Here is a 12,015-nt window from a genome sequence, read left to right as displayed (position 1 = left end):
TAGTCCTCCTCTCTCTTATGAGACATCTTAACTTATTTGAAAAGTAATTCAATAGGCAAATAAAAATAAGGGGAAAAAAAGAAATGAAAAGAAAAAAATACAGTGGGTAATTAAGAACAAAAAAAGGATGAAAGTAAAATAAAAGCAAGAATTTAAACACAAAAATAACTATGGTACAATAAAAATAAGAACAATAAAAATGAGGAGTGAAATAAAAATGGACGGAAAGAAAAGAGCGAATATAAAACTAGATTTATTAGTTGATATTGTCTTAAAAAAAGACCAACGAACAGGTACTTTAACGAGAGGTCATGTTAAGCGAATTTTGACAAATAGTGCACAACATCCTCATGGAATAAAAGTGATGTTAAAAGAAAACGATCAAGTCGGAAGAGTACAGAAAATTATAGAATAATTAAGTTCATATAGGGAGTCATTAAGCTTATTTCAAAAAAAAAAAAAATCTTTAGATGCTTTAACCAAGGAGATTAAAAGCTTTTTCACAAAAAATCATTGAGGCTTTCATTTCACATTTAACCATTTAAACGGTATAATGATAGACAAAGCTGTTCGAATTGAGTTCAGTGTATTTCCAATAGGAGGAAAATTGTTATGAAAATCGGTATACCTAAAGAAATCAAAAACAACGAAAATCGGGTGGCTATTTCACCAGCAGGAGTTCACGGCCTAGTAGAAGCAGGACATGAAGTTTTTGTTGAAGAGTTAGCTGGGAAAACAGCAGGTTTCACTGACGAAGCTTTTGTGGATGCAGGAGCAAAAATGTTAAAAAGTGCTGCAGATATTTGGGCAGCTGAGATGGTTATTAAAGTAAAAGAACCTCTACCTGAAGAATATGTTTATTTCCGTGAAGGTTTAATTCTGTTCACTTACCTACATTTAGCAGCAGCTAAAGAATTAACAGATAAATTAGTTGAATCAGGCGTAACAGCAATTGGTTATGAAACAATGGCTAAAGACGGCGTATTGCCACTATTAACACCAATGAGTCAAGTAGCTGGACGTATGGCTGTTCAAATCGGGGCACAATTCTTAGAAAATACTCATGGCGGAAAAGGCCTGTTATTGGGTGGAACACCAGGTGTTTCAACGGGTAATGTTGTTATTATCGGTGGTGGCGTTTCGGGAATGCACGCAGCTAAAATGGCAGTCGGCCTTGGTGCTGATGTAACGATTTTAGATGTAAACCCTACTCGTCTAGCTGACCTAGGCAATATCTTTGGTAATTCAGTTACAACATTAATGTCAAATGAATTTAATATCGCAGAGCAAGTTAAAACAGCGGATTTAGTTATCGGCGCTGTATTGATCCCTGGTTCTAAAGCACCAACACTAGTAACAGAAGAAATGGTTAAAACAATGGAAGCTGGATCAGTTATTGTGGATATCGCAGTCGATCAAGGCGGAATTATTGAAACAGCTGATAAAGTAACGACTCATGATAATCCTGTTTACACACGTCATGGTGTGCTTCACTATGCTGTTGCAAATATGCCGGGCGCTGTTTCAAAGACATCGACAATGGCTTTAACGAACGTTACAGTCCCTTATGCAATAGAAATTGCCGGAAAAGGTGTTGAATTAGCAGCACAAGAAAATCCTACTGTATACGGTGGAATAAACGTTATGAACCATAAAGTAACGAAAAAAGAAGTTGCTGAATCTTTAGACATGGAATTTGTTGAAGCAAGTACATTCTTTAAAAAATAATAAGTCTAAAAAAAGCTAAGCCTATTATAGGTTTAGCTTTTTTGCTGAGAATGGGTTCAACTGACCCCTATTCCACAAATTTATAAAATCCGTTATAATGAATAAAAAGAAATCATGAGAGGAGGGTTAGTATAGAAAATGAGTCAAAAGAACAGCTAATGATTGAAGTGGCTAAGTTATATTATCAATCAGACTATAGCCAACAAGAGATTGGCACAAAATTTGGTATATCGAGACCAACAGTTTCTCGTTTATTAAAAAGGGCTAAAGACAAAGGATACGTTCAAATAAAAATAGTGGACCCTTTTTTTGATTTGGCTCATTTAGAAGCAGCGCTAAAAGAAAAATACTCGCTAGCAGAAGTGCATGTTATCTTTTCGCCAGAATCTTATTACGAAACGATTACAGCGCATTTGTCTCATTTTGCAGCAAAGTACCTAGAAGAAGTCATTGTAGAAGGGACGATTTTAGGAGTCAGTTGGGGAACGACTATGTACGAAATCGCTAGAAAATTAACGCCAAAAAAAGTTAGCGGAGTAGAAGTTGTGCAGTTAAAAGGAGGGATAAGCCATTCGGATGTTCAAACGTATGCTAATGAAACCATTTCTCTATTCTCTGCTGCTTTTCAAACAACTCCGTTACATTTATTGTTGCCAGTTATATTTGATCATGTTACGACTAAAAAACTAGTAGAAAAAGATCGACACATGCGTTACATCATTGAAAAGGGCAAACAAGCAACAGTAGCCTTGTTCACAGTAGGAACGGTACGTGAAAATGCTTTATTATTTAGATTAGGGTATTTTGATGAAAATGAAAAGATGCGCTTAAAAAAACAAGCAGTTGGTGATATTTGTTCACGTTTTTTTGATGCAAAAGGGGAAATAAGTGATCAAGAAATCAACAGTCGTACAATGGGGATTGATTTAGAAGAGCTAAGGTATAAAGAAAAATCAATCCTAGTAGCAGGTGGACATAGAAAATTAGCTGCTATCGACGGGGCTCTAAAAGGAAAGTATGCTAATATTTTAATGATTGATCAGTTTACTGCAAAAGAACTTCTTAAGTGGAATGAACCACACGAATGAACCAACTAACCTGCGATAGGAACGTTTACATTTGGTCGCATTTAAGATATAATGAGGTTATTGGTAAATGAACGTAATTTCATAAACGAATGGTCATATGTTCAAGAAAGACGACTAAATAAAATGATTTAAAAATTAGGAGGAAAACAAATGAATAAACTAGCTAATCTAATCGACCACACAGCTTTAAAACCAGGCGTAACAAAAAAAGAAATCCTAAAATTAACAGCAGAAGCTAAGGAATATGGTTTCTATTCTGTTTGTGTTAATCCAACATGGGTAGCAGAAGCAGCTAAACAATTAAAGGGATCAGAGGTTGATGTGTGTACCGTTATTGGTTTCCCATTAGGCGCAAATACCACGGATGTAAAAGTATACGAAACAACAGATGCAATCAATAATGGCGCAACTGAAGTAGATATGGTTATCAATATTGGCGCATTAAAATCTAATGAAGACGATCAAGTGTTAAACGATATTCAAAAAGTGGTTGAAGCGGCTAAGGGAAAAGCGTTGGTAAAAGTTATTATTGAAACGTGCTTATTAACAGACGAAGAAAAAGTACGCGCTTGTGAACTAGCTGTAAAAGCTGGTACAGACTACGTGAAGACTTCTACTGGTTTTTCAACAGGTGGAGCAACAAAAGAAGACATCACATTAATGAGAAAAACAGTTGGAGAAAAAATTGGCGTTAAAGCATCTGGCGGAATTCATTCAAAAGCTGATTTAGAAGCAATGGTTAAAGCAGGAGCAACAAGAATTGGTGCAAGTGCTGGTGTAGCAATCGTTTCTGAATAGGATAATAGGTTGAAAAATAATTGGGCTTCATTAACTAAGGAAGTTTAAAGAACTGAGATACTTATCTAGCGATGGGTGTCACAGTTTTTTTGATTTTCCGTAATGGATGAGAAGTGAAAAATTAAGTAGAATAAGGTATACTGAAAAAGAGAAATCAACTAAAAGGAGCTTATTTATGACAAAAGGGAATAAAAAAATTGAAGTAGAAATAAAAGAAACAACGAATAATAAAGAGGGTTTTGTAGAGTTATCGCTATCAGCAGGGGAGCGACTAATCGGCTTGATCCAACAAGAAGAAGGCAAGTCTGTAACCGTCATTACAAATGCTGGTGTTGAATCAAAAGCAAGAACCATTGATGATGGCATCAATCAACTGTTAATGGATTATAATTTACACCAACTATAAAAATAAAGAATCATTAAAGATTAAAAATCAAATCAAGAAAGGTGTGGTGTTCAGTGACAGCAATTCCAAAAGAGGCTTCTTTCAAAGCAAAAGCAAAAGCGTGGTTGGAAATGATAAAACCAAACTGGGAAAGAGCGCAAGTTTCGCCTAATTCAGCACAATTAGCTTATTTTATTTTACTCTCAATTGCGCCTATTCTATTAGTTGTCGCGAATATCATCCCTTTTTTACCAATTAGCGCAACAGACATACTGCCTTATCTAGAAACGGCTTTACCAGCAGATATCTATCGTATCGTTCAGCCGATGTTGCTAGGCTTTTTAAGTCAGACACGTGGTGGGGTGATTTCCATTGGTTTAATCACATCTTTATGGTCAGCAAGTAAAGCGTTCAATGCCACTCAATTGGTGTTAAATGAAGTATACGGTGTAGAAAAGAGAACAAATTTTATCATTGTTCGAGTCGTTTCTTTTCTTATTAATTTAGCTATTGTTGGAGCGGTAGGAGTTACCATGTTTGCCTTTGTCTTTGGTGAGCAAATTCTGAGTTTTATCGAAGATTTTTTTGATATTAAGTTAACGTTAATTCAAGATATCCTCAGTTTTAGATGGCTGATTCTATCAGTTGTTTTATTAGTGGTTCTAGTATTGATTTATTCGTTACTACCAAATCATGGAATAGCCTTCAAGTATGCTATTCCTGGTGCTATATTTTCTGCATTAGGCTGGTTAGTCTTATCGCAAGGATTTTCGTTTTATGTATCCGTTGCTGGAGGTGCGGCATCTGGTAGTGGGGCGTTTGGAGTATTCATTATTCTGATGCTGTGGCTGTATTTATCTGCTATTGTCTTTTTATTAGGTGCGTTGATCAATGTCATTTATTTCCAATATAAAAATGACCAAACAGTCGCTGAATACAAAAAAGAAAAAGAAGACGAAGAAGAAGGGAAAACAAAAGAAGATAGCCTGATGAACTCAGCAAATAAACAACGTGGAAAATTAGTAAAGGTCAAAATAGTTCAACAACAAGAAAAAGATGAAGAGAAGATAGAACTGTGATAAAGAGTCAATGATTTTAAAAAATGGAGTTGGAGTTTATCCTGCTCCCCTTTTTTTTGTGGCTGATTTCTTATATAATGAATGAGTAACTAAAAAGATTGATTAACTAGTTGAATGAACAGACAAGGAGAATTTTTGACGTATGAATGAGACGAAAGAATCAAAAATAGATTACGGTATCATTTTATCTATTCTATTATTATCCATTATCAGTATAGCCACTCTCTTTTCTACTACCTACTTAATCGAAGGCAAAGGAATACGAACGACGATTATGCAGGTCCTTTGGTACATTATTGGAACGATTGCGATTATTATTACTATGCAGTTTGATTCTGAGCAACTATGGAAACTAGCACCGATTGCTTATGGAGTAGGATTGTTGCTCTTGGTTTTAGTCTTATTCTTTTATGATCGACAGACAGAAGCTTTTACCGGAGCAAAAAGTTGGTTCAAATTTGGACCGATAACCTTTCAGCCTTCAGAAATCATGAAAATTGCTTTTATTTTAATGCTGGCACGCGTCGTAACGCAACACAATAGTGAATACGAGAAGCATTTTGTACAAGCAGATTTTCTATTGATAGGCAAAATATTACTTACTTCTATTATTCCACTAGGCTTAATTCTAATGCAAAATGATTTAGGAACAACATTAGTTTTTATGGCTATTATCGGTGGGATTATTTTAATGTCTGGTATAACTTGGAAAATTATCTTGCCCATTTTTGCTGCAACAGCCGGCGCCGGTGGAGGGCTATTGTTTATCGTTGCTAATAATCGTGAGATTTTATTGAATTTTGGTTTTAAACCGTATCAATTTGCTCGAATTGATTCTTGGCTTAATCCGTACCAAGATTCTGCCGATGCATCTTATCAGTTGATTCAAAGTATGAAAGCAATTGGTTCAGGTAAAGTTTTTGGTAAAGGATTTGGCGTATCAGAAGTATATGTGCCTGTGCGAGAATCTGATATGATTTTTTCGACAATTGGTGAAAATTTTGGCTTTATTGGTAGTACAGCGTTAATTTTTATTTATTTTTTATTGATTTACCAAATGGTCCGTATTTGTTTTGATACAAAAAATGAGTTTTATACGTATATTTCTACAGGTGTGATTATGATGATTTTATTTCATGTGTTAGAAAATATCGGGATGGGTATCGGGATGTTGCCTTTAACGGGTATTCCACTTCCCTTTATTTCGCAAGGTGGGACAGCTTTATTAGGAAACATGATGGGTGTTGGTTTAGTAATGTCAATGAGGTATCATTACCGTAGCTATATGTTCTCAGAAGATGAAAGTGAATTTTAAGTTGAAGAATAAAGAATGAAATGAAAAAGTAGAGGAGCAACTAACGATGTTAAATTTCTATGAACACAAATTGTGTTCAACTTGTCGTAAAGGTAGAAAATGGTTAAAAAATAATGCAATTGAGTTTCAGACAATTGATATGATTGCACAACCTCCTTCAAAAGAACAATTAATAGCGTGGATGACGGCATCTGATTTACCCGTTAGTCGCTTTTTTAACGGAAAAGGCAATCGGTACCGTGAATTAAATTTAAAAGACCACTTATCAGATATGACAATAGAAGCAGCAGCCGAAATATTATCAACAGACGGTATGCTTATCAAACGCCCATTAATAACTGACGGTAGTAAGATTACGCTTGGCTTTAACGAAGAAGACTTCGAAAAAGAATGGCTAAAGTAAAGGAGAAAAATAGCATGGTGGAAGTACAAGAAATGAAGTATAGTGAAAACGGGTTATGGATTTTGAAAACAGGTAATAATTATCGGATTGGATTGTCTGAAAAAGGGCAAGATGATCTAGGTGAAGTGATGTTTATTGAGGTCCTTTCTCATGTGACTAGAGTAGAACAAAACGAGACCTTAATTGATTTAGAAGGTGCTAAAGCTGTGACTGAGTTGACGTCTCCACTTGCGGGAAAGGTTGTTTCTTACCATAAAGCATTAGCAGATGAACCCGAGAAATTAAATAGTGTGGATAAAGAATTCAATTGGATTGTCGAATTAACGGACGTAGACGAAACAGTTTTTAATACGTTATCAGATACAATCGATTAATCGATTATTGTTGACAGCACAAAAACCATCTGTTAGAATATTGACAATATCATAACAAAAGCGATGATAAGAAGAGTACGTTCCATACAAACATTTTTAGAGAGCCTCGTTTGCTGAAAAGAGGTAGTGGGAGTAGAACCGAAGATGGTCTTTGAGCTAAGAGTGAGTGAATGCATCTGCATAAGCTTATCCCGGTAGCACCCGATAACGTGCCACAGTATAACTAGCTGCAATGAGCTTAAGTACTGGATGAGGTTAATTTAGTGATAAATTAACGAATTAAGGTGGTAACACGAAAGCAATGACTTTCGTCCTTATATTAAGTAGGTGACTTAATATAGGGGCGAGAGTTTTTTTTATTTACCTAATAAGTTAGAGAGGGGTATCATAAATGATCGAATTAAAGAATATAAAAAAAGTATTCCAAACAAAAGAAGGCACTCTAACAGCCGTAAATCATGTTGATTTATCGATTGAAGACGGTGAGATTTATGGCATTGTTGGGTACTCTGGAGCAGGAAAAAGTACTTTGGTTCGCATGTTCAATGGACTTGAAATTCCAACAAAAGGAACCGTAACCGTTGATGGTCATGTCATTTCAGAATTAAAAGGTAAAAACTTAAGAAAAGAACGCCAAAAAATTGGGATGATTTTTCAACACTTTAACTTACTCTGGTCTAGAACGGTGATGGAAAATGTTTTATTTCCGCTAGAAATTGCGGGTATACCCAAAGCTAAACGACAAGCTAAAGCCAAAGAATTATTAGGTTTAGTTGGACTCGAAGGAAAAGAACAAGCCTATCCGTCTCAGTTGTCAGGTGGTCAAAAACAACGTGTAGGAATTGCTAGAGCTTTAGCTAACGAACCAACCTTATTGCTTTGCGATGAAGCAACAAGCGCGCTAGACCCTCAAACAACCGATGAAGTGCTAGATTTATTAGTAGCTATTAACAAACGTTTAAATTTAACAATTGTCTTAATTACTCACGAAATGCATGTTGTTAGAAAAATTTGCAACAAAGTCGCTGTGATGGATGATGGAAGAGTAGTCGAATCAGGCGAAGTATTAGAAGTCTTTAAAAAACCTCAACAAGATATTACAAAACGATTTATCCGTCAAGACGCTAATCCAGATAGCGGTGAGACAGATGATGTGTTAGAAGAAATGCTAGTAGAGTACCCAGAAGGCAAATTGATTCATCTTGTATTTGAAGAAGAACAAGTTAGAATGCCAGTTATTTCAAGAATTGTACGTGAATACAACGTAGAATTAAATATTATCCAAGGAAATATCCAACAAGCTAAAAAAGGTTCGATTGGTTCTTTATATGTTCAGTTAACGGGCGATCCTTTAAGTATTTCGCAAGCAATTGAACAACTTGACCAAATGAAAGTAGGAGTTGAGGTGATTGAACATGTTGTCGAGTCTTAAACTAGGAGCTAATATACTAGACCAATATATCGACTTTTCAGATATTCAGTGGGATAAGATGCAAAAAGCGACCGGACAAACGTTAGGAATGACCATTGGTTCAGTTATCATTGTCTTTTTATTAGGGCTCTTACTTGGTTTGCTATTATATGAAACAAACGGTAAAGAAACGCTAGATGCTAAAGTGCTTTATAGTATCGTAGCTTTCTTGGTAAACGTTTTTCGTTCTATTCCGTTTATTATTTTAATCGTTTTGATCATGCCCTTCACAAAAGTATTAGTTGGATCCATTATAGGCCCGATTGCTGCTTTACCGGCGTTAATTATTTCTTCGGCACCATTCTATGCTCGATTAGTTGAAATAGGGTTTCGCGAAATAGATAAAGGCGTGATTGAAGCGGCTGAAGCAATGGGAGCCAGTAAATGGGAAATCATTTACAAAGTTCTCATTCCAGAAAGTTTACCATCTATTGTTTCTGGTTTGACCGTTACAACCATCTCATTAGTTGGATATACAGCGATGGCGGGAGTCATTGGTGCCGGTGGCTTAGGTAATCTAGCTTACTTAGACGGCTTCCAAAGAAATCAGCCAGCTGTAACGTTAGCAGCAACATTAATTATTTTAGTCATCGTTTTTACCATTCAATTTATTGGCGATAGAGCTGTTAAGCGAATCGATAAACGATAAGTATACCGATAGGGATTAGGACTTATAAAAAAATAAAAATGAAAAAGGGGAGAAAGATTATGAAAAAATCAATCGTATACGGAGCTATTTTAACTTTAGGATTATCTTTAACACTAGCAGCATGTGGGAATGATGCAGCAAAAGAAAGTGAAGAAACGGTCATAAAAATTGGGGCTAGCAATGTGCCTCACGCAGAGATACTAGAATTTGCTAAACCCCTTTTAGAAAAAGAAGGCATAGCTTTAGATATCACGACTTACAATGATTACATTGTGCCTAACGTTGCTTTAGACGAAGGCGACTTAGATGCCAACTATTTCCAACATCGCCCGTTCTTTGCTAGCGCAGTCGCTGAAAATGATTTTGATTTTGTTGATGCTGGTGCCATTCACATTGAGCCACTTGGTTTGTACTCTAAAAAATATGAGAACCTAGCTGATTTAAAAGAAGGCGCAACGGTTTTAACAAGCAATGTTCAATCTGACTGGGGTCGTATCATTAGTATCTTAGCAGATGAAGGATTGGTTACATTAAAAGAGGGTGTTGAACCAACGACGGCTACCTTTGATGATATCGATAAAAACACAAAAAACTTGAAGTTTGAATACGAAAACGATCCAGCTTTGATGACAACGCTGTATCAACAAGAAGAAGGCGATTTAGTAGCAATCAACTCAAACTTTGCCGTTGATCAAGATATTAACCCAATTAAAGATTCAGTAGCATTGGAAAGCACCAGTTCTCCGTATGCAAATATTGTAGCAGTTCGTTCAGAAGATGCTAAAAATCCAGCTATTAAAAAATTAGTAGATGTATTGAAATCAAAAGAAGTGCAAGATTACGTTATCAAAGAATGGGACGGTGCAGTTGTACCCGTTAAAGAGTAAAGGTTAATCCATTAAAAAATAGGCTAGTAAACGAGCGGTAGCATGAATCTCTTAAAATGTACTTTTAAGAAATCGCTACAGTAAATCGTTTTACTAGCCTATTTTTTATTTTAATAAGAAACGGACGCCTTTTTAACAAAGTCTGTAAATATACGCTGCATCTTAGTATCTTCTTTTAACATTAATTCAGGATGCCATTGGACGGCCACGATACTTTGCTCTGTATCTGTTGACTCAAAACCTTCAACTAAGTTGTCTTTGCTCCAAGCAACGGCTTGAAAAGAGTCTGCTAATTCTTTGATTGCTTGGTGATGGTAAGAATTAACCAAATAAGTTGACCCGAAAATCTGACCTAGTTGACTTTCTGGATTGAGCGTCACACTGTGAGAGCCTGTATTAAAATAGGTTTGTTGGATATGTTGAACGCTCAGTTCTTTGTAATCAGATAAATCTTGGTAAAGTGTCCCTCCATACATAACATTCAATAATTGCATCCCACGGCAGATAGCTAAGATTGGTTTGTGCTGAGCGAGTGTTTCTTTTATCAAAGCCATTTCAAATGTATCACGAGCAGGTTCAGTAGCTTCTAATTTTAAATGAGGTTCTTCGCCTGATAATGAAGGCGAAACATCTTGTCCACCAGCCAATAATAAGCCGTCGATTTGGTCAATATAATAAGAAGCATCTTCTGGTGAGCTAATTGGAAAAACAAAAGGAACGCCTTTTGCAGCTTGAATACTCTCTACAAAACCTTGTGGCGTGTACGTAATCGGCAGTCCATTGGTTTCGTTAAGTCCACGTAAAATATTTCCAGGAATACCAATAAGTGGTTTGTTCATCTGTTCAACCTTCTTTCTCATTTCAAGGAAATAATTGGAGTATCTGTTTTGAAAAAATCCGCACTGTTTAGGCGGTTATTTAGTTAGTTTACCTTATTTTGTTAGAAAAAGTAAGGTGTTTGCTTGGAACTTTATTGTGTATGGATGATAGTTCAGATAAAATGGAGTAGAATGGGATAAAGACGATAGATAAAATAAAGCGAATAAAGGAGTTTTGATAATGGCTATTTTAGAAGTTAAAAATTTACATGTTTCTATTGAAGATAAAGAAATACTAAAAGGCGTTGACTTAACGATAAAAACCAATGAAATTCACGCAATCATGGGGCCAAACGGAACGGGTAAATCAACGTTAGCCGCGGCAATTATGGGACACCCTAGTTTTACGATAACAAAAGGCGAAATTTTATTAGATGGCGAAAATGTTTTAGAAATGGCCGTTGATGAACGGGCAAGAGCTGGTTTATTTTTAGGGGTGCAATACCCAAGTGAAATTGCCGGTATCACCAATGCAGAATTTATGAGAGCAGCGATTAATGCTCGTCGTGATGATGACAATAAAATCCCGGTTATGCAATTTATCCGTAAAATGGATGAAAAAATGGACGTCTTAGATATGGCTGAAGAAATGGCTGAACGTTATTTAAATGAAGGCTTTTCTGGTGGCGAGAAAAAGCGTAATGAAATTTTACAGATGATGATGATTGAACCAACATTTGCGATTCTAGATGAAATCGATTCAGGATTAGATATTGATGCCTTAAAAGTGGTTTCTAAAGGCATCAACGCAATGCGCGGGGAGTCATTTGGCGCACTGATTATTACCCATTACCAGCGCTTATTAAATTACGTGACGCCCGATGTGGTTCACGTGATGATGAATGGGATTATTGTGAAAACTGGTGGAGTAGAACTAGCTAAACGTCTAGAAGCAGAAGGGTATAAAGGCATTCGGGATGAATTGGGTATTGAGTTTGAATTAGATGAAGACTAAGGAGG

14 protein-coding genes and 1 other annotated feature are annotated in these 12,015 nt (G+C 36.0%); of the genes, 13 read left to right on the top strand and 1 reads right to left on the bottom strand.

The window, feature by feature from the left end; translation table 11 throughout:
- Nucleotides 1–217: 217 nt before the first annotated feature.
- From B9Y54_RS01100 to B9Y54_RS01045, 12 genes are all read left to right on the top strand, one after another.
- Nucleotides 218–415 carry a YwbE family protein gene (locus B9Y54_RS01100; RefSeq protein ID WP_085558594.1) on the top strand — a complete coding sequence of 66 codons (198 nt, stop codon included), beginning with the start codon at nucleotides 218–220 and terminating at the stop codon, nucleotides 413–415.
- Between the two features lie 197 nt (nucleotides 416–612).
- Nucleotides 613–1,728, top strand: coding sequence for an alanine dehydrogenase (gene ald / locus B9Y54_RS01095; RefSeq protein WP_085558593.1), 1,116 nt, complete (start codon nucleotides 613–615; stop codon nucleotides 1,726–1,728).
- A 158-nt stretch (nucleotides 1,729–1,886) separates the two neighbouring features.
- Nucleotides 1,887–2,816: a sugar-binding transcriptional regulator gene (locus B9Y54_RS01090; RefSeq protein ID WP_085558592.1), complete on the top strand. Its 930-nt coding sequence runs from the start codon at nucleotides 1,887–1,889 to the stop codon at nucleotides 2,814–2,816.
- Between the two features lie 150 nt (nucleotides 2,817–2,966).
- A complete protein-coding gene (gene deoC / locus B9Y54_RS01085; protein WP_085558591.1) occupies nucleotides 2,967–3,614 on the top strand; it encodes a deoxyribose-phosphate aldolase in 648 nt (215 codons plus the stop codon).
- Nucleotides 3,615–3,789: 175 nt separating this feature from the next.
- Nucleotides 3,790–4,020 carry a DUF2969 family protein gene (locus B9Y54_RS01080; protein ID WP_085558590.1) on the top strand — a complete coding sequence of 77 codons (231 nt, stop codon included), beginning with the start codon at nucleotides 3,790–3,792 and terminating at the stop codon, nucleotides 4,018–4,020.
- A gap of 53 nt (nucleotides 4,021–4,073) precedes the next feature.
- Nucleotides 4,074–5,078 (top strand): YihY/virulence factor BrkB family protein, encoded by a 1,005-nt coding sequence (locus tag B9Y54_RS01075; protein WP_085558589.1) that lies wholly within the window; start codon nucleotides 4,074–4,076, stop codon nucleotides 5,076–5,078.
- 142 nt (nucleotides 5,079–5,220) lie between these two features.
- Entirely contained in the window at nucleotides 5,221–6,393 is a 1,173-nt protein-coding gene (locus B9Y54_RS01070) for an FtsW/RodA/SpoVE family cell cycle protein (protein ID WP_085558588.1), read from the top strand.
- A 46-nt stretch (nucleotides 6,394–6,439) separates the two neighbouring features.
- On the top strand, nucleotides 6,440–6,796 hold the full coding sequence (locus B9Y54_RS01065; RefSeq protein WP_085558587.1) for an arsenate reductase family protein: 357 nt from the start codon (nucleotides 6,440–6,442) through the stop codon (nucleotides 6,794–6,796).
- Between the two features lie 14 nt (nucleotides 6,797–6,810).
- Nucleotides 6,811–7,170: a glycine cleavage system H family protein gene (locus B9Y54_RS01060; protein WP_085558586.1), complete on the top strand. Its 360-nt coding sequence runs from the start codon at nucleotides 6,811–6,813 to the stop codon at nucleotides 7,168–7,170.
- Between the two features lie 54 nt (nucleotides 7,171–7,224).
- Nucleotides 7,225–7,489, top strand: a binding site (T-box leader).
- Nucleotides 7,490–7,561: 72 nt separating this feature from the next.
- On the top strand, nucleotides 7,562–8,602 hold the full coding sequence (locus tag B9Y54_RS01055; RefSeq protein ID WP_085558585.1) for a methionine ABC transporter ATP-binding protein: 1,041 nt from the start codon (nucleotides 7,562–7,564) through the stop codon (nucleotides 8,600–8,602).
- Entirely contained in the window at nucleotides 8,586–9,290 is a 705-nt protein-coding gene (locus B9Y54_RS01050; protein ID WP_085558584.1) for a methionine ABC transporter permease, read from the top strand. Before B9Y54_RS01055 ends, B9Y54_RS01050 begins: the two co-directional genes overlap by 17 nt.
- 59 nt (nucleotides 9,291–9,349) lie before the next feature.
- The gene (locus tag B9Y54_RS01045; RefSeq protein WP_085558583.1) at nucleotides 9,350–10,177 is read left to right on the top strand and encodes a MetQ/NlpA family ABC transporter substrate-binding protein; all 828 of its coding nucleotides are present in this window, start codon (nucleotides 9,350–9,352) and stop codon (nucleotides 10,175–10,177) included.
- A 110-nt stretch (nucleotides 10,178–10,287) separates the two neighbouring features.
- On the opposite strand, the gene B9Y54_RS01040 is transcribed toward B9Y54_RS01045, so the two are convergent.
- Nucleotides 10,288–11,016, bottom strand: coding sequence for a gamma-glutamyl-gamma-aminobutyrate hydrolase family protein (locus tag B9Y54_RS01040; RefSeq protein ID WP_085558582.1), 729 nt, complete (start codon nucleotides 11,014–11,016; stop codon nucleotides 10,288–10,290).
- A 220-nt stretch (nucleotides 11,017–11,236) separates the two neighbouring features.
- Between B9Y54_RS01040 and sufC the strand changes: the two genes are divergently transcribed.
- Nucleotides 11,237–12,010 carry a Fe-S cluster assembly ATPase SufC gene (gene sufC / locus B9Y54_RS01035; protein WP_085558581.1) on the top strand — a complete coding sequence of 258 codons (774 nt, stop codon included), beginning with the start codon at nucleotides 11,237–11,239 and terminating at the stop codon, nucleotides 12,008–12,010.
- Nucleotides 12,011–12,015: the final 5 nt, after the last annotated feature.

Source organism: Carnobacterium iners, assembly GCF_900177385.1.
Taxonomy (GTDB): domain Bacteria; phylum Bacillota; class Bacilli; order Lactobacillales; family Carnobacteriaceae; genus Carnobacterium_A; species Carnobacterium_A iners.
Note: the sequence above shows the minus strand (reverse complement) of the source record. Positions and strands in the feature narration are given on the sequence as shown.

Coding starts and splice junctions, on each gene's coding strand:
- B9Y54_RS01100 (WP_085558594.1), top strand. CDS start 218: ATGGACGGAAAGAAAAGAGCGAATATAAAACTAGATTTATTAGTTGAT.
- ald (WP_085558593.1), top strand. CDS start 613: ATGAAAATCGGTATACCTAAAGAAATCAAAAACAACGAAAATCGGGTG.
- B9Y54_RS01090 (WP_085558592.1), top strand. CDS start 1,887: ATGATTGAAGTGGCTAAGTTATATTATCAATCAGACTATAGCCAACAA.
- deoC (WP_085558591.1), top strand. CDS start 2,967: ATGAATAAACTAGCTAATCTAATCGACCACACAGCTTTAAAACCAGGC.
- B9Y54_RS01080 (WP_085558590.1), top strand. CDS start 3,790: ATGACAAAAGGGAATAAAAAAATTGAAGTAGAAATAAAAGAAACAACG.
- B9Y54_RS01070 (WP_085558588.1), top strand. CDS start 5,221: ATGAATGAGACGAAAGAATCAAAAATAGATTACGGTATCATTTTATCT.
- B9Y54_RS01065 (WP_085558587.1), top strand. CDS start 6,440: ATGTTAAATTTCTATGAACACAAATTGTGTTCAACTTGTCGTAAAGGT.
- B9Y54_RS01060 (WP_085558586.1), top strand. CDS start 6,811: ATGGTGGAAGTACAAGAAATGAAGTATAGTGAAAACGGGTTATGGATT.
- B9Y54_RS01055 (WP_085558585.1), top strand. CDS start 7,562: ATGATCGAATTAAAGAATATAAAAAAAGTATTCCAAACAAAAGAAGGC.
- B9Y54_RS01050 (WP_085558584.1), top strand. CDS start 8,586: ATGTTGTCGAGTCTTAAACTAGGAGCTAATATACTAGACCAATATATC.
- B9Y54_RS01045 (WP_085558583.1), top strand. CDS start 9,350: ATGAAAAAATCAATCGTATACGGAGCTATTTTAACTTTAGGATTATCT.
- B9Y54_RS01040 (WP_085558582.1), bottom strand. CDS start 11,016: ATGAACAAACCACTTATTGGTATTCCTGGAAATATTTTACGTGGACTT.
- sufC (WP_085558581.1), top strand. CDS start 11,237: ATGGCTATTTTAGAAGTTAAAAATTTACATGTTTCTATTGAAGATAAA.